The 22,443-nt window shown below is 73.4% G+C and carries 19 protein-coding genes and 1 pseudogene; 12 read left to right on the forward strand and 8 right to left on the reverse strand.

The features are described from left to right. Positions 1-49: 49 nt before the first annotated feature. On the reverse strand, positions 50-1,150 hold the full coding sequence (locus ACIP9D_RS11715; protein ID WP_350869612.1) for a hypothetical protein: 1,101 nt from the start codon (positions 1,148-1,150) through the stop codon (positions 50-52). A gap of 323 nt (positions 1,151-1,473) precedes the next feature. Then, positions 1,474-2,982: a cell wall anchor protein gene (locus tag ACIP9D_RS11720; protein WP_350869614.1), complete on the reverse strand. Its 1,509-nt coding sequence runs from the start codon at positions 2,980-2,982 to the stop codon at positions 1,474-1,476. A gap of 311 nt (positions 2,983-3,293) precedes the next feature. Here ACIP9D_RS11720 and rsmD point away from each other — a divergent pair, with 311 nt between their 5' ends. From rsmD to ACIP9D_RS11765, 9 genes are all read left to right on the forward strand, one after another. Continuing rightward, positions 3,294-3,857, forward strand: coding sequence for a 16S rRNA (guanine(966)-N(2))-methyltransferase RsmD (gene rsmD, locus ACIP9D_RS11725; protein WP_350869616.1), 564 nt, complete (start codon positions 3,294-3,296; stop codon positions 3,855-3,857). Beyond that, the gene (gene coaD / locus ACIP9D_RS11730; RefSeq protein WP_350869618.1) at positions 3,854-4,342 is read left to right on the forward strand and encodes a pantetheine-phosphate adenylyltransferase; all 489 of its coding nucleotides are present in this window, start codon (positions 3,854-3,856) and stop codon (positions 4,340-4,342) included. Before rsmD ends, coaD begins: the two co-directional genes overlap by 4 nt. A 322-nt stretch (positions 4,343-4,664) precedes the next feature. Next, entirely contained in the window at positions 4,665-5,162 is a 498-nt protein-coding gene (locus ACIP9D_RS11735) for a hypothetical protein (RefSeq protein ID WP_350869620.1), read from the forward strand. A 109-nt stretch (positions 5,163-5,271) separates the two neighbouring features. Continuing rightward, positions 5,272-5,835: a YceD family protein gene (locus tag ACIP9D_RS11740; RefSeq protein WP_350869621.1), complete on the forward strand. Its 564-nt coding sequence runs from the start codon at positions 5,272-5,274 to the stop codon at positions 5,833-5,835. 5 nt (positions 5,836-5,840) lie between these two features. Next, on the forward strand, positions 5,841-6,014 hold the full coding sequence (gene rpmF / locus ACIP9D_RS11745; RefSeq protein ID WP_088646032.1) for a 50S ribosomal protein L32: 174 nt from the start codon (positions 5,841-5,843) through the stop codon (positions 6,012-6,014). Positions 6,015-6,128: 114 nt separating this feature from the next. Next, on the forward strand, positions 6,129-7,121 hold the full coding sequence (locus ACIP9D_RS11750; protein ID WP_350869623.1) for a phosphate acyltransferase PlsX: 993 nt from the start codon (positions 6,129-6,131) through the stop codon (positions 7,119-7,121). Beyond that, entirely contained in the window at positions 7,118-8,005 is an 888-nt protein-coding gene (gene rnc, locus ACIP9D_RS11755; RefSeq protein WP_350869625.1) for a ribonuclease III, read from the forward strand. The genes ACIP9D_RS11750 and rnc overlap by 4 nt, the downstream gene beginning before the upstream one ends. Beyond that, complete coding sequence (mutM, locus tag ACIP9D_RS11760; protein ID WP_350869628.1) at positions 7,998-8,855, forward strand: bifunctional DNA-formamidopyrimidine glycosylase/DNA-(apurinic or apyrimidinic site) lyase; 858 nt, start codon at positions 7,998-8,000, stop codon at positions 8,853-8,855. The genes rnc and mutM overlap by 8 nt, the downstream gene beginning before the upstream one ends. A 233-nt stretch (positions 8,856-9,088) precedes the next feature. Next, positions 9,089-11,305 (forward strand): MMPL family transporter, encoded by a 2,217-nt coding sequence (locus ACIP9D_RS11765; protein WP_350869630.1) that lies wholly within the window; start codon positions 9,089-9,091, stop codon positions 11,303-11,305. 84 nt (positions 11,306-11,389) lie between these two features. Here ACIP9D_RS11765 and ACIP9D_RS11770 read toward each other — a convergent pair. After that, positions 11,390-12,232: pseudogene (locus ACIP9D_RS11770) on the reverse strand (endo alpha-1,4 polygalactosaminidase). A 113-nt stretch (positions 12,233-12,345) separates the two neighbouring features. Next, positions 12,346-13,746: a CAP domain-containing protein gene (locus ACIP9D_RS11775; protein WP_350869632.1), complete on the reverse strand. Its 1,401-nt coding sequence runs from the start codon at positions 13,744-13,746 to the stop codon at positions 12,346-12,348. Positions 13,747-14,118: 372 nt separating this feature from the next. Here ACIP9D_RS11775 and ACIP9D_RS11780 point away from each other — a divergent pair, with 372 nt between their 5' ends. The 3 genes from ACIP9D_RS11780 (at position 14,119) to ACIP9D_RS11790 (ending at position 18,921) form a co-directional block, all read left to right on the forward strand. Then, positions 14,119-14,313: a hypothetical protein gene (locus ACIP9D_RS11780; RefSeq protein ID WP_350869634.1), complete on the forward strand. Its 195-nt coding sequence runs from the start codon at positions 14,119-14,121 to the stop codon at positions 14,311-14,313. Between the two features lie 373 nt (positions 14,314-14,686). After that, complete coding sequence (gene smc / locus ACIP9D_RS11785) at positions 14,687-18,301, forward strand: chromosome segregation protein SMC (protein ID WP_350869635.1); 3,615 nt, start codon at positions 14,687-14,689, stop codon at positions 18,299-18,301. After that, positions 18,301-18,921 (forward strand): HAD-IA family hydrolase, encoded by a 621-nt coding sequence (locus tag ACIP9D_RS11790; RefSeq protein ID WP_350869637.1) that lies wholly within the window; start codon positions 18,301-18,303, stop codon positions 18,919-18,921. The genes smc and ACIP9D_RS11790 overlap by 1 nt, the downstream gene beginning before the upstream one ends. Positions 18,922-18,925: 4 nt before the next feature. On the opposite strand, the gene ACIP9D_RS11795 is transcribed toward ACIP9D_RS11790, so the two are convergent. From ACIP9D_RS11795 to ACIP9D_RS11810, 4 genes are all read right to left on the reverse strand, one after another. Beyond that, the gene (locus tag ACIP9D_RS11795; protein ID WP_350869639.1) at positions 18,926-19,447 is read right to left on the reverse strand and encodes a DinB family protein; all 522 of its coding nucleotides are present in this window, start codon (positions 19,445-19,447) and stop codon (positions 18,926-18,928) included. 43 nt (positions 19,448-19,490) lie between these two features. Further along, positions 19,491-19,985, reverse strand: a complete 495-nt coding sequence (locus ACIP9D_RS11800; protein ID WP_400449760.1) for a universal stress protein — start codon at positions 19,983-19,985, stop codon at positions 19,491-19,493. Positions 19,986-20,177: 192 nt separating this feature from the next. Next, on the reverse strand, positions 20,178-20,618 hold the full coding sequence (locus ACIP9D_RS11805) for a MarR family transcriptional regulator (protein WP_350869640.1): 441 nt from the start codon (positions 20,616-20,618) through the stop codon (positions 20,178-20,180). Between the two features lie 23 nt (positions 20,619-20,641). Continuing rightward, positions 20,642-22,354: an alkaline phosphatase D family protein gene (locus ACIP9D_RS11810; RefSeq protein WP_350869642.1), complete on the reverse strand. Its 1,713-nt coding sequence runs from the start codon at positions 22,352-22,354 to the stop codon at positions 20,642-20,644. Positions 22,355-22,443: the final 89 nt, after the last annotated feature.

Here is a 22,443-nt window from a genome sequence, read left to right on the forward strand (position 1 = left end):
GGCGCGCCGACCGGCCGGTCGATGCGCCCTCGGGTCGGCTCGGTTCCGCTCAGGCGGTGAACCGCAGCCGGCGACGGCGCGCCATCAGGAACAGGCCCGCGCCGACGAGCAGCAGCAGGGCGGCGCCGGACGCGAGGCCGCCGGTGGAGGCGCCGGTCAACGGCAGCCCGCCGGTGCCGGCTCCGCCGCCGCCGCAGTCGGCGGGCTGCTCCCACTCCCACGGGCCGTAGTAGTCACCGTCGGGGTCCCAGTAGTCGTACTCGGCGACGACGGCCTGCCCCTCCCTGCCCTCGAAGGTCTCCTCGATCGTCTGACCCGGCTTGACGACCCGCTTGCGGGCCTTGCCGTACGTCGGCGAGAAGGTCACCGTCCAGGTGTCGCCGTTGGGCGGGTCGGCGAAGACCACCGTGAAGGTGTCGCAGGTGGAGCGGCTGGTCACGTTGGCGAGGGCGCAGTTGCCCGGGTCCGTCCAGAGATAGGTGGCGAGCGGTTCGGTGCTGCCCGCCACGGTCACGCTGACCCCGTCCCAGCCCTCGACCGGGAAGCGCACGTCCTTCTTCTCGCCGGGGGCGAGCGGCACCGTCTGGGCGGCGCCGCCGGCCGGGATCGAGGCGAGCACGAGCTCGACGGCGGGCGCCTTGGCCGGGTTGGTCAGGCGCACGTCGATCGCGCTCGCGCAGATCGAGGTGAAGCTGGCGCTCGGCCCGCCCGGCTGGTCTTTCGTGCCGCACGTGCCGGCGAGCGCCACCACGCCCTCACGGGCCTGATCCTCGGCGTGGCCGTTGTTCCACTGGGCCCGTACGGCCAGCCGGGCCTCGGTCGCGTCACCGGGCACCGTCTGCACGCCGGTCACCGGCTCGCCGACCGGGTGCGGGAACTCGTTCTCCGGGCCGGTGGCGATGTCGCCGACGGTGCCGGCCGGTGCGGTGTCGACGGCGACGAAGCGGAAGCTCGTCGCCGCCGGCGGGGTGCTCTCGCTGCGTACCGTCCAGCGGACCTGGTAGCTGCCGTCGACGCAGCTCGCCTCGCCCTGGACCGCGGTGTGGTGGGCGCTGGCCGGGGCGCCGAGGGCGGTCACGCCGGTGAGGCCGATCACCGCCGCGCCGAGGACGGCGAGCGGGCGGCGCCAGAGCGATCGATGCCTCTTCATGGACTCTCCTGTCGTCGGACGCGCCTGACGCACAGAGCCGGCCAGGCCGGTGCGGGTGATGGATCGACGGCCATGCGGCTCGCGGATGGCCGGTTCGTCGCCCGACGGTAACCACGAGGGGCGCTTCCGCGCGGTCCCGTGCGACCCCGGAGGTCGCCTCCCGTGGCCGAATCGTGACCCGTCCGCTCCGGCCCGCTCGGAGCCGACGAGGGCGCGCTCTGCGCCGGACGGGCCACGGTGGACGCAGAAACGCCACGGGCGCGCCGACCGGTCGGTCGACGCGCCCGTGGCGCTGTTGAATCAGGCGCTCACACGCCGTCGGATCAGGCGGTGAAGGTCACCCGACGCCGACGCGCGATGACGAAGAGCACCGCGCCCGCGGCGAGCAGGGCCAGCGCGCCCGCGGCGATGCCGCCGGCCGCCGCACCGGTCACCGGCAGGCCCGGCTCCTCGCCGCCGGCCCCGCCGCCGCCGCACTCACCCTCGGGGGCGTACACGGCCTCCAGCTCCAGGTCCAGCTCGGGGAGGGCGACCAGCGCCTTCTCGTCCTTGCCGGCCTTGAAGGTCACCGACTCCGACTTGCCCGGCTCGACGGTGCGGGTCTCGGTCTTGCCGTCGTAGGTGAACTCGACCTTGACCGGCATGCCACCCTCCGGGTTGGTCGCGGTCAGGGTGAAGTTCTTGCAGTCCGCCTTGGTGGTCACCGTGGGCAGCGGGCAGTCCTCGGGGCGCTGCCACGAGTACGTGCCCTTGTCGATCACCTTGCCGTCGACCAGCACCTCGACCTTGCCGGCGTTCTCGGCCGGCACCACGATGCCGTTGTCGGCCTTGCCCGGCTCGACGGTGACCTTCTTGGACCAGCCGTTCTCGCCCTTGACCTCGAACTCGACCGGGTACTTGCTGATCTTGCCGTCGTTGCTCAGCGAGACCGTGACGGTGCCGTCGCAGTTGGACGCGAAGGTGGACGCCGGGGTGGTGCAGCTCTTGTCGCCGCCGTTGTACCAGCCGTCTGGGCCGGTGGAGCGGTTGCCCGGGGCGCCCGGCGAGCCGAGCTTGATGTTGCCGTAGCGCTTGCCGCCCTCGACCAGCGGGTCGATGACCTCGTCGGCGTCGCCCCAGATCAGGTCGACCTGGGTGTGGCAGTTCGGGATCTCGACGTTCAGCTCGATCTCGGTCTTGGTGCCGCCGATCCAGTCGCTGTCCGGCGTGCCGTAGACGTACTGCGGGGTGGCGAACTGCGGTCGCGGCGCGAAGTACGAGACCAGCGTGAACGGCTGCTTCGCCTCACCGCAGAGCGGCAGGTCACCGTCGAGCTTGACGGTCGCGGTGCCCTTCGGCCCGTCGAAGGTGTGGCTGTACTTCGCCTGGCTGGCGTCCACGCACTTCGGCGCCGGGGTGCACGGCTTGTCGGCGGACAGCGTGACGCTGCCTTCGTTGGTCGCCTCCTGGCCGTTCTTCTTCCACTTGCCGTGGATGGTCAGCTTGGCGCTCGCGGTGTCGCCGGGCACCCGCTGGACGGCGTTGACGCTGCCGCCCTTGGCGACGACCGTGCCCTCCAGCAGGACGGGCTCGGCGCTCTCGATCGCCAGGTGCACCGGGGTGGCCGGCTCGGCGGTCACCGTCTTCAGCGTGACGGCCTTGTCGCGCTCGCTGTTCTCGACCTTCCACGTGATCACGCGCTCGCCGGTGAGCTGGTCACAGTCGACGGTGCCGGTGATGGTGGTGTGGTGGGCGCTGGCGGGGGCGGCCAGCACGAAGGCGCCGGTGAGGCCGAGCAGAGCGGCCCCCAGGACGGCCAGCGGTCGCCGTAGCGACAGCTTGGGACGGATCACGCGTACTCCCGGGGTGAAGAAGCGTCAGGGGTGTCTACACGGGAGGCGGCTGGACGGTCGCTTGGAGCGTGGAGCACGTCCGGTTCGGGCCTCCGCGTGTTGTGAGCCGATATCAGGTCATCGGCACCCGGCAGACCCTAGCGATTACGCCGCCGTCGTTACAGCGCTCAGCATCCGCTAAGACTGATGTTATGAATTTGAGATCATTGATATACGAGGGGTGATCTTGCGGTTGCGCGGACCGTACCGGCGGTGTCGGCCGGCGCCCGCGCGAGGTCGCGTAGCGTCGGAGGCATGAGCAGGTGCAGACGATGACCCGCATCGTGGCCGGGGCGCTCGGCGGACGCCGGATCGCCGCGCCGCCCGGCGCCGGCACCCGACCCACCTCCGATCGGGTCCGGGAGGCGCTGTTCAGCGCCGTGCAGGCCGAGAAGGATCTCGTCGGCGCCCGCTTCGCCGACCTCTACGCCGGTTCCGGGGCGGTCGGGCTGGAGGCGCTCTCCCGGGGCGCCGAACACGTGCTGCTGGTCGAGTCCGACCCCCGGGCGGCCCGGGTGATCCGCGAGAACGTCGCCGCGCTGCGCGCCGCGCCCGCCGCCCGGCTGGTCGCCGGCAAGGTGGCGACCGTGCTGGCCGCCGGCCCCGAGGGGGAGCCCTACGACGTGGTCTTCGCCGACCCGCCGTACGCGGTGCCGGACGACGAGATAAGCGCCGTGCTGACCGCGCTCGTGGATCGCGGCTGGCTGGCGCCCGACGCGCTCGTCGTGGTGGAGCGCTCCAGCCGGGGCGCCCCCCTCGACTGGGTGCGGGGCGTCACCGGCGAGCGCAGCCGCCGCTACGGGGAGACCACCCTTTGGTACGGTCGCCGATCATGAGACGTGCGGTGTGTCCCGGCTCGTTCGACCCGGTCACCAACGGACACCTCGACATCATCGGCCGGGCCAGCCGGCTCTTCGACGAGGTGATCGTCGGAGTGCTGGTGAACCAGTCGAAGAGCGGCCTGTTCACCGTCGAGGAGCGGATCGACATGCTCCGCGAGGTGACCGCCTCGTACGAGAACGTCCGGGTGGAGTCCTTCCGCGGGTTGCTGGTCGACTTCTGCCGGGCCCAGCAGGCGAGCGTGCTGATCAAGGGCCTGCGCGCGGTCAGCGACTTCGACTACGAGCTGCAGATGGCGCAGATGAACATCGGCCTGGCCGGCGTCGAGACGCTCTTCATGCCGACCAACCCGCTCTACTCGTTCCTCTCCTCCAGTCTGGTGAAGGACGTCGCCAAGTGGGGCGGGGACATCTCGGCGCACGTGCCCGACCGGGTCCGCGCCGAACTCCAGGCGCGGCTCTCGCCGCCGCCGCGCCACTGACCGGGCCGACCCGACCAGCCCCGCCGACCCGACCCGCCCCGCCCGCTGGCCGGGCCGGGCCGGGCCTGCCGACCGGCGCCCACCGGCGCGCGGCCGGCCAGGAACGCCGCCAGCGCCGCAACCACATCGAATCGCCCAGGTCAGGATGATCCGGGAGCCCCGCCGCGCGCGGCCGACCGGCCCCGCCCGGGCCGCGCGACGCGCCGTGTCGAGGGGGAAGGGTGGCCGGGTGGTGCTGCGCGAGATGATGAGTAGAGCGGGAACCCGGCCGTAGCCCGCATCATGTAGGTCGGCCGAGAAGAACGACAGGAGTGAGGTACCGGTGGACCCGCTCGATCGCATCGACGAACTGATCGCCATGGTGGAGCAGGCCCGCTCCGTCCCGATGTCTCGGAACAACTGCATGGTCGACCGAGGCGAGATGATCGCGGCCCTGGACGAGATGCGCGCCGAACTCCCCGCCGACCTGCGTCGGGCCGCCGCGCTCCTCGATGAGCGCGACAAGATCATGGAGGCCGGCAAGCGCGAGGCGGACCGGATCATCAGCGAGGGTGAGGCGGAACACGCCCGGCTGGTGTCGGTGAACGAGATCACCGTCTCCGCCGAGCACGAGGGCGCGCGGATCATCGCCGAGGCCCGGGCCGAGGCCCAGCGGCTGCGTGAGGAGGTCGACGACTACGTCGACACCGCGCTGGCCAACTTCGAGCAGTTCCTGACCCGCGCGCTCGCCTCGATCGAGCGCGGCCGGGACAAGATGCACGCGCTGCGCGAGATCGGCACCTTCGCTGGGGATGAGGCGGAACGCCCGCTACCCTTCTGAGCGGCACCTCACCAGCCGGCATGCAAGGCGGGCGTCGCCCCCGGTTCGACGGTCCGGCGGTCGCCCAGGTAACCTTTTTTGTCGGCCTCTCACCGGCCGGAGTCTGACTATGCCCAAACACTCGCCATCGACACTCGACCCCAGGTCGCCGCTGGTCCTCGACACGAGGGACCTGCCGCGTCGGCCTGGCGCGTTGCGTACGGTCAAGCGGGTCGCGCCGGCACCGGCAGACCTCGGTGTGGAGTTGATCGGCGTGCCGGAGGGCGCGGACCTCGACCTCGACCTGAGGTTGGAGTCGGTGTCCGAGGGTGTGCTCGTCTCGGGGACCATCACCGGTCCCGTCCGGGGCGAGTGCGGCCGCTGCCTGCGCGAGATCAACGACTCGATGGCCGTGACGATCCAGGAGCTGTACGCGTACGAGAACAGCACCACGGACGTCACGACCGACGAGGACGAGGTGGGCCGGATGCAGGGCGATCTGATCGACCTGGAGCCGGCGCTGCGGGACGCGTTGGTGCTCACGCTGCCGACCAACCCGCTCTGCCGGGAGGACTGCCCAGGACTGTGCCCCGAATGCGGGGCGCACTGGGATGATCTGCCGGCCGACCACAGTCACCAGCAGATCGACCCGCGATGGGCGGGCCTGTCGCAACTGACCCGTAAAGAGGAGTAAGAACCGTGGCCGTCCCCAAGCGCAAGATGTCGCGCAGCAACACCCGGTCCCGCCGGGCGAACTGGAAGGCGGCCGTGGTCGCGACCGTCGCGTGCCCGCAGTGCAAGTCCCCGAAGCTGCCGCACGCCGCGTGCTCCGTCTGCGGCACGTACAACGGCCGCCAGGTTCTCGAGGTCTGACCTGGACGCCGAGTGACGCCCCCGACCCCTGGTCGGGCGGCGCGCGCACCCTGGCACACGCCCGGTGCCCCGGCTCCCTCCGACGCCGGCCGGCCTGCTCCGGCCGGCGTTCCGATGGAGCCGGGCACCGCGCGGATCGCCGTTGACCTCCTCGGCGGGGACGATGCTCCCGCCGTCGTGGTTGACGGCGCTCTGCGGGCCATGCGCGCCGACCCCGATCTGCACCTGCTGCTCGTCGGCCCCGTCGAGGTCGCCGACGGGCTGATCGCTGCCCTCGGCCCGGCCCAGCGGGCCCGGGTCACCGTGCGGCCGGTGCGGGACGCGGTCGGGATGGCCGACCACCCGAGCGCCGCGCGGGCCGAGAGCACCGTGCGCGCCGCCGTCACCGCCGTCCGCGACGGCATCGCCGACGCCGTGGTCTCCGCCGGCTCGACCGGCGCCACCGTCACCGCGGCCGCGCTCGGCTTCGGCCGGTGGCCGGCCGTGCGTCGGCCGGCCCTGGTCGCCACGCTTCCCGCGGTCGCCGGTCCGGTCGTGCTGCTCGACGTCGGCGGCTCCCTGGAACCCCGCCCGGCCACCCTCGCCCGGCACGCCGTGCTCGGCGCCGCCTACGCCGCGGTGGCGCACGCCGTCGTCGCGCCCCGGGTCGGGCTGCTCTCCGTCGGCACCGAGGCGGGCAAGGGCGACCGGGTCCGCCGGGCCGCCGATTCCGTACTCGCGGCCGAACCGCTGCCCTGCGACGCCCGCTACGTCGGCCTCGTCGAGGGGTACGACGTCTCAGGCGGCGCGCGCGCCGATGTGGTGGTCACCGACGGCTTCACCGGTAACGTGCTGCTCAAGGCGATCGAGGGCGCGTACGCGATGGCCGGCGGTCCCCCCGCCAGCGGCGGCGCGCCCCGGGCGGCCGCCCTGCTCGGCGTCGCCGGCACCGTGGTGGTCTGCCACGGCGCCGCCGGTGCCGACGACGTCGCCTCCGGCATCGCGCTCGCCGCCCACCTCTGGCGGCGCCGCGCCACCGACTCCGTCGCCGCCCTGCTCGCAGGCGTTGCCCCGACGGACCACGACCGCACCGACCGCCCCACTGACACCGAGGTAGCCACACCATGAGCAACGACAAGCGGCGGCGGGCGTCCGTCGGTCACCTCGAGGCCGCCTTCGGCGTGACGCTCGACCCCGAGTTGCTGGAACGCGCGCTGACCCACCGCTCGTACGCGTACGAGAACGGCGGCCTGCCCACCAACGAGCGGCTGGAGTTCCTCGGTGACTCGGTGCTGGGCGTGGTGATCACCACGGCGCTCTTCCACAACCACCCGGACCTGCCCGAGGGGCAGCTGGCCAAGCTGCGGGCCAGCGTCGTCAACATGCGCGCCCTGGCCGACGTGGCCCGGGGCCTCGGCCCGGACGGGCTCGGCGCCTACCTGCTGCTCGGCAAGGGCGAGGAGACCACCGGCGGCCGGGACAAGGCGAGCATCCTCGCGGACACCCTGGAGGCGCTGCTCGGGGCGATCTACCTCCAGTACGGCCTGGACACCGCCGCCATCGTCATCCACCGGCTCTTCGACCCGTTGATGGCCGAGTCGGCCGGCCGGGGCGCGGCGCTGGACTGGAAGACCAGCCTCCAGGAGCTGACCGCCGCGCTCGGGCTGGGTGTGCCCGAGTACCGGATCGAGGGCGCCGGCCCGGACCACCTCAAGACCTTCACCGCCTGGGTGGTGGTCGCCGGCAACCGCTACGGCGGCGCCGAGGGGCGCAGCAAGAAGGAAGCCGAGCAGCGGGCCGCCGAGGCGGCCTGGCGGACCCTCACCGAGCAGACCGAGCAGACCGACGGCGGGGCCAGCCCGGCTCGGCCCGGTGGCGCCACCGGTAACGGCGCCGGCCCGGCCGACGGAGCCAACGGCAACGGCACCGGCCCGGCCGGCGGAACCGGTGCGATCGACGCCGGTGCGGTCGACGCCGAGCCTGCCGACGGATCGGGTTCCGCCCGTGCCTGAGCTGCCCGAGGTCGAGACCGTCCGGCAGGGGCTGGCGCAGTGGGTGATCGGCCGGCGGATCGCCAGCGTCGAGGTGCGGCACCCCCGCGCGGTCCGTCGGCACACGCCCGGCGGCGAGCACTTCGCCGACGTGCTGACCGGCCAGACAGTGCTCGACGTACGTCGTCGCGGCAAGTACCTCTGGCTGCCGCTGGACAGCGGCGACGCGGTGGTCGGGCACCTTGGCATGTCCGGTCAGCTGCTGCTGCAACCGGCCGACGCCCCCGACGAGACGCACCTGCGGATCCGGTTCCGCTTCGCCGACGACGGCCCGGAGCTGCGCTTCGTCGACCAGCGCACGTTCGGTGGGCTGGCGGTGAGCGAGGGCGGTGCGGAGCTGCCGGCGGAGATCGCGCACATCGCCCGGGACCCCATGGACCCGCAGTTCTCCGACGCGGCGTTCGTGACCGCGCTGCGGCGGCGTCGGACCGAGGTGAAGCGGGCGCTGCTCGACCAGACGCTGATCTCCGGGGTGGGCAACATCTACGCCGACGAGGCGCTCTGGCGGGCCGGCCTGCACGGCACCCGGCCCACCGACGCGCTGACCGGCCCGGCCGCGCAGCGGCTGCTCGGGCACGTCCGCGACGTGCTGGGTGAGGCGATCAAGGAGGGCGGCACCAGCTTCGACGCCCTCTACGTCAACGTCAACGGCGAGAGCGGCTACTTCGACCGGGCGCTCAACGTCTACGGCCGGGAAGGCGAGCCGTGCCGGCGCTGCGGCGCGCCGATCCGCCGGGAACCGTTCATGAACCGCTCCTCCTACAGCTGCCCCCGCTGCCAGCCCCGGCCCCGGGGGTCCGTCCGGGGATGACCCTGAGTCGGGTCGGGGGCGCGCCCCGCGCGTCGGCCCGGACCGCTCCGGGGCACTCCCCGGTGATCGTCCGATTCGGCCGGTGACGCCCTGGTTCCGCGCTCCGGCGGACCGCTCGCCCCGCCGGGGTGCACACCCGGGACGAGCCGGGGATGCTCCCGGATGTCCGGGTCTCGTCAGCTCCCTAGCGTCAGCAGCGTTGACCTAGGTCTGAGCTGACAGGGGGACCCGCGATGGGGGCAAGACCGGTGACGGTCCGGTTGGCGCGGTGGAGCGCCGAACATCCGTGGCGCGCGATCGCGCTCTGGGTGGTGTTCGTGGCGGTCTGCTTCGTCGGGGGCAGCGCCGCCGGCCTCAACGAGGCCACCGAGTCCGATCAGGCGATCGGCGAGTCCGGCCGGGCCGGGCTGATCGTGTCGGCCGGTGACTTCCACGATCCGGCCGTGGAGAACGTCCTGATCACCCCGCGTGCCGGCACGCTGGACCAGGCGGCGGCCCGGGCGGCGGCCGACGACGCGGCGGCCCGGTTGCGGTCGGTGACCGGGGTGGCCGGGGTAGGGCAGCCGGTGCCGGCGCGGGACGGCTCGGCGCTGCTGCTGCCGATCACCATGTCCGGCGATCCGGAGACCGCCAGTGACCGGGTGCAGCCGCTGCGGGACGCCACCGCCGACGTCCAGGACGCCCACCCGCAGTTGCGCGTCGAACAGGTCGGCGGGCCGTCGATCAACAAGGCGCTCGACGACACCCTCGGCAAGGACTTCCAGCGCGCCGAGCTGCTCAGCCTGCCGGTCACCCTGGCCATCCTCATCATCGCGTTCGGCGCCTTGATCGCGGCCGGCGTGCCGGTGCTGCTGGCGCTCTCCTCGGTGGCCGCCGCGATGGGGCTCTCCACTCTCGCCTCCCACCTGGTGCCGTCGACCGACGTCACGAGCAGCGTCATCCTGCTGATCGGCATGGCGGTCGGGGTGGACTACTCACTCTTCTATGTGCGCCGCGAGCGCGAGGAGCGGGCCAAGGGCCGCTCCGGCCTGGACGCGGTCGAGATCGCCGCGGAGACCTCCGGACACGCCGTCGTGGTCTCCGGCTTCGCGGTGATCATCTCGATGGCCGGTCTGCTGCTCGCTGGCGACGCGGTCTTCTCCAGCCTGGCGGTGGGCTCGATCCTGGTGGTCGCGGTCGCGGTGGCCGGCTCGTTGACCGTGCTGCCCGCGCTGCTCGCCAAACTCGGCCGATGGGTCGACCGGCCCCGGGTGCCGCTGCTGTGGCGGTTGACCGCGCCGCGTACCGGCCGGCCGGGCGAGCCGGCGCCGCGCTTCTGGCCGGCGTTGCTCCGCCCCGCGCTGCGGGCGCCGGTGCCGACCCTGGTGATCTCGGTCGGGCTGCTGCTCGCGCTCGCCGCCCCGGCGCTGGGCATGAAGTTGAAGTTCCCCGGCATGGAGGACCTGCCGCGCAGCACGCCGGCGATGCAGGCGTACGACCGGCTGACCGCGGCGTTCCCGAGCAACGGCACCAGCCACACGGTGGCGGTACGGGCGCCGGCGGCCGAGGCGGACCGGGTACGGGCGGCGCTTACCGACCTCGCCGGCCGCGCCGGGGGTGACCCGCTCTTCGCCCCCGTCGAGGCGGACGGCCCGAAGATCCAGGTCTCCGACGACCGGCGGGTCTCCGTGCTGGAGGTGGCCACCCCCTACGCCAGCCGCGACGACAAGGCGGTCGACTCGATGCACCGGCTCCGGGACGATCTGGTCCCGGCCGAGCTGCGGGGCATCCCCGGCGTCGAGTACGCGGTCGGTGGCGGGGTCGCCGCCAGCGAGGACTACGCGGCGCACGTGCGGGACAAGCTGCCGCTGGTGATGGGCTTCGTGCTCGTGCTCACCTTCCTGGTGATGGTGCTGACCTTCCGGTCGGTGGTGGTGGCGGTCAGCTCGATCGTGCTGAACCTGCTCTCGGCGGGCGCCGCGTACGGGCTGCTGGTGCTGGTGTTCCAGGGCGGCTGGGCGGACGACCTGCTGGGCTTCACCTCGATGGGGGCGATCGTCTCCTGGCTGCCGCTCTTCCTGTTCGTGGTGCTCTTCGGTCTCTCGATGGACTACCACGTCTTCGTGGTCAGCCGGATCCGTGAGGGGATCTGCGCCGGAATGTCGAATCGGGACGCGGTGGCGTACGGCATCACCTCGTCGGCCGGAGTGGTGACCAGCGCGGCGATCGTCATGGTCGGCGTCTTCTCGATCTTCGCGACGCTCAGCACGATCGACATGAAGCAGCTGGGCATCGGCCTGGCCGCGGCGATCCTGCTGGACGCCACGATCATCCGCGCGGTGGTGCTGCCAGCCCTGATGACCATGCTCGGCGACGCGAACTGGTGGGCGCCGCGCTTCCTGCGTCCCCGGCCGGCGGCGACGCCGACGGACCCGCCGGCGCCCGCGGACGAGCTGGTGCCGGTCGGCTGAACCGGTGCCGGTGCCGGTGCCGGGGCCGGTGCCGGGGCCGGACCGCGAGCCGCGGTCCGGCCCCGGTGCGGGTGGCGGGAGCGGTCAGGGCAGCGGGCAGCTGAGCCGCCAGGCGTCGAGCGTGCGCTGCTTGCGGATGGAGGCGAAGCCGTAGCCGACCGTGGTGACGCAGAAGTCGGCGGTCGCCCCGGTGTACTCGACGTGGAAGACGGGCTTTCCCGCGTCGGTGAAGGGCAGCAGCTTGGCGCAGAGGTTCAGCCGCACGCACTCCTCGTTGACCGCGAAGTCGAAGTCCGGGGCCAGCGCCGCGAGCTGGGGCACGTCATTGACCAGCCCGGGGGAGAGGGACAGGGAGCGGGCGAGCGCCGCCAGCCGGCGGTTGAAGCGCAACTGCTCGTCGAAGTCGAGCGGGAAACCCGAGCGGTGCAGGTAGCCGTCCGCGTCGGCCAGCGCCACCGCGCCGAACCCCTTGCCCCGCTAGAGCCGGAACCGGTCGGCCAGCGCCGGTTGGATCGCGTCCCACTGCCGTACGTCCAGCCAGTGGCTCTGCGGGCGACGCCCGGCTGCGCCGATCACGGTGCCCGGGAACCGGGTCGCGTCCGGGTCGGTCGGCAGCACCGACCCGACGTGCACCTGGCAGATCAGCCGCCGGTCGCGGGCGCGCAGCTCGGCGGTCTCCTCGGCGGTGGTGTGCACCGGGTCGAGCAGGAACACGTCCGCGTCGACGTCCGGGTCGAGCGGGCCGGTGAGCTGCCACTGCCACTGCCAGTGGCGGGCCGACCCGGCCGGCCACGGGGTGGGTGCCCCGGGCGGGGTGAACTCGACCCGGCAGCCGTAGACCGGGATCAGCAGGAGCAGCGCGGCGCCGACCGAGAGACCCCGGCGCAGCCGGCACCGGACGGCGCGTCGCCGCAACCGGATCCGCATCGGCAGCTCCCGGGTCCCGGGCGGCGCCCCGCCGCCCCCACCGGTACGCCGCCCCCACGCCGGCGTACCTCACCGGGTGAAACGAGCGCGGACCCGCCGACGACTCGCCCGGGTCAGCGCGGCGCGGCGAAGACCTGCGTCCAGTACGGCCCGTTGCTGCTGGCGATACCCACCCCGATCTCGGTGAACGCGCAGTTCAGGATGTTGGCCCGGTGCCCCGAGCTGTTCATCCAGGCGTCCATCACCGCGGCCGGCGTCTTCTGGTTCCAGGCCACGTTCTCGCCGTAGGTGCGCCACGCGTAGCCCACCCGGTCGAGCCGGTCGCCGGAGTCGCTGCCGTCGCTGCCGGTGTGCGACATGTTCTGGTGGTCGGCCTGGTCCTGGCTGTGCCGCTGGGCCGCCGTCATCAGCTTGTCGTCGATGCTCAGCGCCTTGCAGCCGGCCTTGGCCCGCTCGGCGTTCACCAGGTCCACCACCTCGCGTGCCTGCGCGCTGACGTTGCCGCTCAGCGGGGCCTTGGTGCCGGTGCTGCTCGGCGCGCTGCTGCGTTCGCTGCGCCGGGACGGCGCGGTGGTCCGCGACGGCGCGGGGGTGGACTTGCTGGTCCGGCTGGGCGACGGGGTGGGGCGGGCGGTGGTGGGCGAGGCAGTCGGGGAGGGTGCCACCAGCGCCTGGCCGGGAGCCGTCTCGTCGGTGGTCAGCTCCGGTGCGGTGGCGACGGTGTCGTCGACCGCGGTCGGGTCCGCCGCCTCGCCGCCGCCTCCGGGCAGGGCGAGCGCGCCGACGCCGAGGCTGACCACCAGGGTGGCCGCCGCGGCGGCGCCGCCGATCAGCAGCGGGCGCGGGAACCGGCGGGGCGAGCGGTGCCGCCCCTCGCCGCCGGCCTGCTCCGCGTCGGACTGGCCGGCAGCCGCGAACGGCGCGCCGTACGTCCCGGCCTCGGTCAGCGCGTCGGCGGCCCGGTCCCCGTACGCCGGGCCGTGGCCCGGGTGGCCGGCCGACCAGCCGCCGTCCGGCTCGCCGGACCAGCCTCCGGTCGCCGGCTCGGCCGCCCAGGTCTGCCTGTTCGGCTCGGCGGACCACTGCTCGGTTGCCGGCTCGGCCGCCCAGTTCCCGGTGGCGGGCTCTGCCGCCCAACTCCCGCTGGCCAACTCGGGGGACCAGGTGCCGGTTGCCGGCTCGGCGGACCAGGTGCCGCTGGTCGGCTCGGCGGACCAGGTGCCGCTGGTCGGCTCTGCGGATCGGCCCGCGGTGGGCTCGTCCGCCCAGGGTCGGCTCGGCTCCGCCGACCACTGGCCGGTCGGCTGGTCACGCCACCCGTCCGTGGGCTGGCCGGACCAGCCCTGCGTCGGTTGGTCGCGGTGCCACTCCTCGGCCGGTTGCTCGGGGTCGTCGCCGAACAGGTAGGCCGAGCGTGGCTCCGGGCGGTCGCTCAGCCAGGCCGGCTCGTCACGCGGCGGCTCGGCACGCCGGGCGGCGGCATCCGGGTCGTTCGGGTCGGTCCAGCCGTACACGCCTTGGCCTCCAGGGGTCGGTTGCGGGCCGGGCTGACGCTACGGGCGCGCCGCGACCTGCGGCAACGTGGCTAAGGAAGAGTTAAAGCGAACCCGGACGCCCGGGTGCGGACTTCCCCGCATTGGAGGCGTACAGTTAGGGCGTCCGGACAGAGCGTGTCCGTGCCCTTGTGGCAGCCCCCGGCGAGTGGACAGGCCGACGTAGAGATGATCTACGGCCTGCGAGAACTTGACGAAGAGGGGGTTTGCGGCTCAATATATAGGTGTCGCCAGTCGCGCCCGGTCATGCCCAGATACAGCTGGAATGGCAGTCGCGAACACGTGGGCGCGCGTTGGCCGGCCTTTCCGGCAGCGCATATCAAGGAGTTCAAAATGGCGAAGGCCCTCTACGGCCACGTAGGTGCAGCGCCCGACCGGCGTCTGCTCGACGAGGTCACCCGACTGCGTGCCAGGGTTCAGGCACTGGAGTTCGAGCTCACGCGGTTGCGTGCCGAGAACGATCGGCTCGCCGCCGCCGCGACCGAGGCGGATGATCTGCTCCGGCTCGCCGAGCCCGCGCTTACCTGATCTTCGGGTCGCAAAAACTGAATCGCACCACCAGAAAAAGCGCGCCGACACCTCTGTGCCGGCGCGCAGCTCTGTTTCCACCCCTTTTCCCCGGTCGCCATTCTTTCGATCTTGCGGTGACGCGGCGCGGAACTGCGCCGGGACGCCCGGGAAACGGTGCGCCGGACGCGCCTATGAACGATGCCCGCCTTTGTCGCCGGGCAGCGCGGGCGCCGTTCTCCTCGGGCCGGCCCCCGACGGGCCGGGACCGGCCACCGGCGGCGGTCGGGGCGGGTCGCGTGGTGGGTGCCCGGGGGTCCCGGGTTAGTCTGCGAGTTCACCAGGTCCGCGCAGCCGGCGACGGTACGGCGGCCACCGGACGAGGATCGAGAAGGTGCATCTCAAGAGCCTGACGGTGAAGGGCTTCAAATCCTTCGCCTCCGCGACGACGCTCAAGCTGGAGCCCGGGATCACCTGCGTGGTGGGTCCGAACGGCTCCGGCAAGTCCAACGTCGTCGATGCCATCGCCTGGGTGCTCGGCGAGCAGGGCGCCAAGGCGCTGCGCGGCGGCAAGATGGAGGACGTCATCTTCGCCGGCACCGCCGGTCGAGCGCCGCTGGGCCGGGCCGAGGTCACCCTCACCATCGACAACACCGACGGTGCGCTGCCCATCGAGTACACCGAGGTCTCGATCACCCGCCGGATGTTCCGCTCCGGTGAGAGCGAGTACGAGATCAACGGCAACACCTGCCGGCTGCTCGACATCCAGGAGCTGCTCTCCGACTCCGGCATCGGCCGGGAGATGCACATCATCGTCGGCCAGGGCCGGCTCGACGGCATGCTGCACGCCAAGCCGGAGGACCGGCGGGCGTTCATCGAGGAGGCGGCGGGCGTCCTCAAGCACCGCAAGCGCAAGGAAAAGGCGCTGCGCAAGCTCGACGCGATGCAGACCAACCTCAACCGGCTGACCGACCTCACCACCGAGCTGCGCCGCCAGCTCAAGCCGCTCGGTCGGCAGGCCGAGGTGGCCCGGCGGGCCGCCGCCATCCAGGCCAACCTGCGCGACGCCCGACTGCGGCTGCTCGCCGACGACCTGGCCACCCTGCGCGCGACCCTGGACAAGGAGATCGCCGACGAGACCGCGCTGCGGGAGCGGCGTGAGCAGGTCGAGGCCGAGCACACCGAGGTGCAGGCGCGCCTCGGTGAGCTGGAGGCAGCGCTCGCGGAGGACGCGCCGCTGCTCGCCGCCGCCCAGGACACCTGGTACAAGCTCTCCGCCCTGCAGGAGCGGTTCCGCTCGATCGAGCAGCTCGCTCGGGAGCGGCTGCGTCACCTCAGCGCCGCCGGCGACGACGAGCGGCCCGGGCGCGACCCGGACCAGCTGGAGGCCGAGGCGGAGCGGGTCCGCGAGCAGGAGGAGGAGCTGCGCGGCGCGCTCACCGACGACCAGATCCGGCTCGCCGAGGCGGTGGAGCACCGCCAGGAGCTGGAGCGGCAGCTCGCCGCGGCGGAGCGGGAACTCGTCGCGGCGGCCAAGGCGATCGCCGACCGGCGGGAGGGGATGGCCCGGCTGACCGGCCAGGTCAACTCGGCCCGGGCCCGCACCACCAGTGCCGGGGAGGAGATCGAGCGGCTCGCCGCCGCGCACACCGATGCGCTCACCCGGGCCGAGAAGGCCCAGGCCGACCTGGACGCGGTGGCCGCGCAGTCGACCGAGGCGGACCGGGACAACGCCGACCTGGACGCCCGGCACGACGAGGCGGTGGCCGTACAGGAGCAGGCCCAGGCGACCGTCCGGTCCCTCTCCGACGCCGAGCGCGCCGCCGAGAAGGACGCCGCCAGCTGGAAGGCGCGCGAGGAGGCGCTCGCCCTCGGCCTGCGCCGCAAGGACGGCGCGGGCGCCCTGCTGGCCCGGGCCGGTGAGGTGCCGGGGCTGCTCGGCAGCCTCTCCGGGCTGCTGACCGTCGCCCCCGGGCACGAGGCCGCCCTCGCCGCCGCGCTGGGCGGTCTGGCCGACGCGGTCGCGGTGACCGGTGTGGACGAGGCCGTCGAGGCGATGCGGCTGCTGAAGATCTCCGACGCCGGCCGGGCCGGCCTGCTGGTCGGCGGTCCCGCCGGTCCCGGCATGGACGGTTCGGCCGACGCGCTGCGCCCGAAGCTGCCCGACGGCGCGCGCTGGGCGCCGGACCTGGTGGAGTGCGCCGAGCAGCTGCGCCCGGCGGTGCACCGGGCGCTGCGCGACGTGGTGCTCGTCGACGATCTCGCCGCGGCGGCCGAGCTGGTCAGCGGCAACCCGGAGCTGCGCGCGGTCACGCCCGAGGGTGACGTGGTCGGGGCGTACGCGGCGGCCGGGGGGTCGGCCAAGGCGCCCAGCTTCATCGAGGTGCAGGCGGCCGTCGAGGAGGCCCGGGCGAACCGGATCACGGCCGAGCGGACCGCCGCCAAACTGCGCGACCAGCTTCTCGAGGCGCGGGCCGAGGTGGCTGCCGCCAAGGAGGCGGTGCAGCACGCCGCCGCGGCCAAGCGCGAGGCGGAGAGCCACCGCAACGCCGCCGCCCGGCGGCTGGCCGAGTTGGGCGCGGCGGCCCGTTCGGCGAAGGCGGAGACCGATCGGCTCGGCGAGTCCCGGGCCCGCGCGGAGGCCGCCCGGGAGCGGGACCTGCTGACGCTCGCCGAGTTGGAGGAGCGGCTGCGGCTGGCCGAGGAGACCCCGGTCGACGCCGAGCCCTCCACCGAGGATCGGGACCAGCTCGCCGCGATGGTGCCGCAGGCCCGGCAGAACGAGATGGAGGTCCGGCTGGCGGTGCGTACCGCCGAGGAGCGGGTCTCCTCGATCGCCGGCCGGGCCGACTCGCTGCGCCGGCAGGCCACCGCGGAGCGTGCCGCGCGGGAGCGGGCCGCGGCCCGGCGGGCGGCGCGGACCCGTGGCGCCCAGATCGCCCGGGCGGTGGCCGGCGGCGCGCGGGAGGCGCTCAGCCGGCTGAGCACCTCGATCGCCACGGCTGAGGAGCAGCGGGACGAGGTCGCCCGGGAGAGGGCCGCCCGGGAGGCCGAGCTGCAGGAGGTACGCGGCGCCGCCAAGCGCTTCGGCACCGAACTGGAGCGGCTGACCAGCCAGGTGCACCGGGACGAGGTGGCCCGCGCCGAGCAGAGGCTGCGCATCGAGCAGCTGGAGGGCAAGGCGGCCGAGGACTTCGGCCTGGACGTGGAGACCCTGGTCGCCGAGTACGGCCCGACCCAGCCCGTCCCACCGACGCAGGCGGACGTCGCCATCGCCGAGCGGGACGGCCTGCCGGTGCCCGAGCCGGTCCGCTACGAGCGGCCGGTGCAGGAGAAGCGGGCCGCCAAGGCGGAGCGCGAGCTGGCCCTGCTCGGCAAGGTGAACCCGCTGGCGCTGGAGGAGTTCGCCGCGCTGGAGGAGCGTTACAAGTTCCTCTCCGAGCAGCTGGAGGACCTCAAGGCCACCCGTCGCGACCTGCTCACCGTGGTCAAGGACGTCGACGAGCGGATCCTGGAGGTCTTCGCCAGCGCCTTCGCCGACACCGCCCGCGAGTTCGAGCAGGTCTTCACCGTGCTCTTCCCCGGCGGCGAGGGCCGGCTGATCCTCACCGACCCGGAGGACCTGCTCACCACCGGTGTCGAGGTGGAGGCCCGCCCGCCGGGCAAGAAGATCAAGCGGCTGTCGTTGCTCTCCGGCGGTGAGCGGTCGCTGACCGCGGTGGCCATGCTGGTGGCGATCTTCCGCGCGCGACCCAGTCCGTTCTACATCATGGACGAGGTGGAGGCGGCGCTCGACGACGTGAACCTGGGCCGGCTCATCACGCTGCTGGCGCAGCTGCGGGAGAAGAGCCAACTGATCGTCATCACGCACCAGAAGCGGACCATGGAGGTCGCCGACGCGCTCTACGGGGTGACCATGCGCGGCGGCGTCACCCAGGTCATCAGCCAGCGGCTCAACCGGGCCGACGGAGAGAACGAGCGGCTCGGCCGCGGCGAGGAGAACGGCTAGTGGCTCGGGAACGCGCGAGGGCGCTCCTGGTGGATTTCGACGGCGTCCTGCGGCGCTGGGACCCGGCGGTGGCCGCCGGAGTGGAGCGGCGCTACGGCCTCGCCGACGGGGTGCTCACCGAGATCGCCATGCAGTGGGGGCGCCTCCAGCCGGTGCTCACCGGGCAGGTCAGCCACGCCGACTGGATGAGCAGCGTGGCCGACGCGCTGGCCGAGCCGGCCGGCGGCCCGGAGCGTGCCCTGGCGGCGGTGCAGGAGTGGCAGCGCTACCGCGGTGAGGTGGACACCGAGGTGCTGGGCTTCCTCCGGGAGGCGCGGGCCGGTGGCATCCGGGTCGGCCTGGCCACCAACGCCACCGACCTGCTCGACGCCGACCTGGCCGCGCTCGACCTGACCGACGAGTTCGACGCGGTGGTCAGCTCGTACCGGCTCGGGGTGAACAAGCCGGCCAAGGAGTACTTCCGGGCGGCGTGCGAGGCCGTGGCCACCCCGCCGAACCGGGTGCTCTTCGTCGACGACGAGGACTGGTCGGTGGGCGGCGCCCGGGCCGCCGGGCTCTCCGCCCACCGCTGGGGCGGGCCCGGCGACCTGCGCTACCTGCGGGCCGCGCTGGCGTACTGAGGGGTCACTCGCCGGTGTGCCCGTCGATCCGTTCCCGGATCAGGTCGGCGTGGCCGTTGTGCCGGGCGTACTCCTCGATCAGGTGCGTGTAGACCCAGCGCAGGTTGAACTGCCGGCCCTGCGGACTCACCTCGGTGAACGTCTCGTCGAGCGAGCGGCCGGCCGCCGCGGCCCGGGCCAGCGCCACCTCACGGTGGAAGATGGCGAAGTCGGCCTCGGGGTCGGCGGCGGTGACGTCGAAGTCGGCGTCCGGGTGCTCAAGGGTGTAGTAGGGGTAGTCGACCGACTGGCCGGCGAAGTTCTCCCGGAACCACCAGGCCTCGACCTCGGCCAGGTGCCGGACGAGCCCGATCAGGGTGAGCCCGGACGGCTCGACGCTCGGGGTCTTCAGCTGCTCGGCGGTCAGCCCGGCGCACTTGAGCAGCAGGGTCTGCCGGTGGTAGTCGAGCCAGCCCTCCAGCATCGTGCGCTCGTCGCCGACGTAGGGCTCGGGGGTCCGGGTGATCTCCGGTGCTCTCCAGGTCATCCGGCCATCCTCGCCGGAACGTCTGACAACGGGCGACCGGTTATCAGGGGACCACGACGACCGGCCAGCGGCCGGTGCGTACCAGCCGGGTGGCCACCGAGCCGACCAGCCGGTGCCCGGCCTGCTCGGAGGCGCCGACCACCACCAGGTCCGCCTGGAACTCGTCGGCCGCGTCCCGCAGCTCGGTGTACGCGTCACCGTGCCGGCAGACGAAGGTGATCGGCAGGCCCAGCTCCTCGGCGCCGCGCCGGATCTCCTCGCGCAGCTCGGCGGCGAGTTCGTCCTGGGTCCGCCGGACGGCCCCGGCGTCCACGCCCGGCATCATCGCGATGAGCCCGTTCGGCGCGCTGACGAAGACGACCACGAGCGCCGCGCCCTGCCGGCGGGCCAGGCCGGCGGCGTACCAGCCGGCGCGGGCGGAGGTGCGGGTGCCGTCGACGCCGACCAGCACCACCCTCGGCCCGTCGGTGCCGCGCTCGAACGGCAGGGGTCGGGCCTCCGGACCGTACTCCTCGCGATCCGGTGCTCCCAGGCTCATGGCCGCCTCTCTCAGCTCTGCTCGCCGATGCGGTCCCACCACTATCGCTCGGATCGGCGGCGGCGCCATCGGTAGCGGACCGCCGTCAACCCCGAGAGTTGTTTCAGATTAGTCCTGGTTGCCTGGAGCAACAACCTGCCAATGTGATGTTGTGGTTGCCGTGCGAGGAGGAACGACGCGCGGTGGGGTAGGTCAGGACCAGGCCTCGTTGAAGCGGCCCAGCAGCCGGGCGAACTCCGCCACGTCCTGCGCCGGCCAGCTCTCCAGCGTGTCCCGGATGTGCCTCATGCGAGCGGCCCGCGCCGCGTCGAACCGGCGCTGCCCCTCCGCGGTGAGGCTCAGCTGGGCGGCCCGCCGGTCGCTCGGGTCCGGATCGCGGTGGACCAGGCCGAGGGCCTCCAGCCCGCGGATCTGCCGGCTCAGCGTCCCCTTGCCGATGCCGAGCCGGACGGCCAGGTCGGTCAGCCGGATCGACTCGCACCGGCGCAGCCAGAGCAGCAGACCGTAGGCGTTCGGCTCCAGGTTGGGGTGCACCTCCCGGGCGACCTCCCAGGAGACCGCCCGGCCGCGCCGCAGCAGGGCGGTCAGCTCGTCCTCGACCGCCCGAAGGATCTCCGCCTGCTGCTCCTCCACGGCGTAGAGAGTACGGGGCCGGGTCAGCGCGCGCCGGTGAGCCGGCGGCGCACCACCGGGCGAAGGTGACCGTCGCTGGTGGTGCCCTCGATGGTCACCTCGGCGGAGCGGCCCCGGTGCTCCAGGGTGGCCACCGCGTTGCCGAAGTACGGCCCGGCCAGCTTGCGCCAGCGCACGCCGGGTCGGCGCACCCCGGCCGAGCGGGCCAGCGCCCGGGTGGCCGCGGCCGGGCCCGACGACCAGCCGAGCCGCATCAGCGGGCGCATCCCCGCCGGCACCTGGTTGTGGATCGGCGAGCAGGTGAGCTGGTGCACCGGGGTGGTCACCGCGGGGTCGTCGAACCGGGCCCGGGCCACGTACGAGTGGTGCACGTCGCCGGAGAGCACGCTGATGGACGCCGGCGGGGCGTACGCCGGGCCGGCGCCCACCCGGTCGCCCGGCGCCCCGGGGGTGCCGCTGCCGATCCGGGCGAACGTCGCGCCGAGCGCCTCGAACGACCGGCGGAACGCGGCCCAGTGCTCCAGGTCGAGCGCCCGGCGCAGCTTCTCGCCGAACCGGGCGACCCAGGGCCGCCCGGAGTCGGCCAGGCGCTCGTTCCACGCCTCGACGTGGTGGATGCCCGGCGGCAGCAGCCAGGGCAGCGAGGCGCCGACCACCAGGTGGTCGTAGACGCCGTGCGCCTGGTCGAGGAACCAGGACCACTCGCCCGGTGGCAGCATCGCCCGGTTGTCCGGGTCGAGCACCCGGCTGCACCGGTTGTCCAGCATCACCAGACGGGTCCGCCCCACGTCCAGCGTGTAGCTCCACTGGTACTGCACCGCGCGCCACCGCTCGGTGTCGTGCGCGAGATCGGCCTCCTGGTCCACCCGGTGGCCGAACTCCCGCAGCACGCCGGTGGCGTCCTCGGCCGCGCTGACCTTGGCGAAGATCGGGTCGGCCGCGATCTCGTCCGGCGCGAGGTTGCCCAGGTGCTGGTAGACCCAGTACGAGGCGAGCCCGCTGGCGATCCGCTCCGCCCACCACGGCTGCCGGCGCACCTCGTCGCGCCAGCTGGCGGAGGTGTTCCAGTCGTCGATGATCTCGTGGTCGTCGAAGATCATCACGCTCGGCACGGTGGAGAGCAGCCAGCGGATCTCCGGGTCACGCCAGGACTCCAGGTAGAGCTTGGTGTACTCGTCGAAGCTCACCACCTGGTCGGCCGGGGCCCCCCGGGGCCGGCGCCGACGCCGCTTGAGCAGCCGGCGCACCGTGGGCGAGGTGACGTCCGCGTAGACCTGGTCGCCGAGCAGCACCAGCAGGTCGGGCAGCGCACCCGGCTCGGGGTCGGCCATCAACCGTCGGGCGTACGCGTCCAGCGCGTCCGGCGGCAGCTTGCGGGTGGTGGCGTGCTGGGTGGTCTCCCGGCAGGAGCCGAAGATCAGCCGGACCGGCTGCTCCCGGTCGTCGGCGGCCCGGGTGCGGATCACGCTCGGCGGAAATCCGGAACGTGGCTCAGGCCACACCACCTCGTCGTCGAGCAGCACCTCGTAGCTGGTGGCGCTCTGCGGGGTCAGCCCCTCCACCACCACCAGAGCGTAGTGATGGTCGTACGCGGTGAAGGTGGGCGCGGTGCCGGTGGCGCCCGCCGCGGTACGGACGGTGACCACCGCCGGCGCGTCGGTTTCGACCCAGACGGTGGCCCGCGTCCCGACGACCCGACGCAGCAAGGGGCCGATGAGCAGGTGTGCGGCGGGCATGGCGGGACCTCCGAGATGAGCGGACTTCATCTTTACTACCCGGCCGGCGGTCGCACCACTGCTGGCTGTGACCGAGCGTACCGTCGCTT

It is taken from the genome of Micromonospora sp. NPDC093243 (assembly GCF_044753725.1).
Lineage (GTDB): Bacteria > Actinomycetota > Actinomycetes > Mycobacteriales > Micromonosporaceae > Micromonospora.

Bases quoted from the DNA above. Each gene is read 5' to 3' on its own strand.
- ACIP9D_RS11715 (WP_350869612.1), bottom strand. From the start codon at position 1,150: ATGAAGAGGCATCGATCGCTCTGGCGCCGCCCGCTCGCCGTCCTCGGC.
- rsmD (WP_350869616.1), top strand. From the start codon at position 3,294: ATGACCCGCATCGTGGCCGGGGCGCTCGGCGGACGCCGGATCGCCGCG.
- coaD (WP_350869618.1), top strand. From the start codon at position 3,854: ATGAGACGTGCGGTGTGTCCCGGCTCGTTCGACCCGGTCACCAACGGA.
- ACIP9D_RS11740 (WP_350869621.1), top strand. From the start codon at position 5,272: ATGCCCAAACACTCGCCATCGACACTCGACCCCAGGTCGCCGCTGGTC.
- ACIP9D_RS11750 (WP_350869623.1), top strand. From the start codon at position 6,129: ATGGAGCCGGGCACCGCGCGGATCGCCGTTGACCTCCTCGGCGGGGAC.
- rnc (WP_350869625.1), top strand. From the start codon at position 7,118: ATGAGCAACGACAAGCGGCGGCGGGCGTCCGTCGGTCACCTCGAGGCC.
- ACIP9D_RS11765 (WP_350869630.1), top strand. From the start codon at position 9,089: ATGGGGGCAAGACCGGTGACGGTCCGGTTGGCGCGGTGGAGCGCCGAA.
- ACIP9D_RS11780 (WP_350869634.1), top strand. From the start codon at position 14,119: ATGGCGAAGGCCCTCTACGGCCACGTAGGTGCAGCGCCCGACCGGCGT.
- ACIP9D_RS11795 (WP_350869639.1), bottom strand. From the start codon at position 19,447: ATGACCTGGAGAGCACCGGAGATCACCCGGACCCCCGAGCCCTACGTC.
- ACIP9D_RS11800 (WP_400449760.1), bottom strand. From the start codon at position 19,985: ATGAGCCTGGGAGCACCGGATCGCGAGGAGTACGGTCCGGAGGCCCGA.
- ACIP9D_RS11810 (WP_350869642.1), bottom strand. From the start codon at position 22,354: ATGCCCGCCGCACACCTGCTCATCGGCCCCTTGCTGCGTCGGGTCGTC.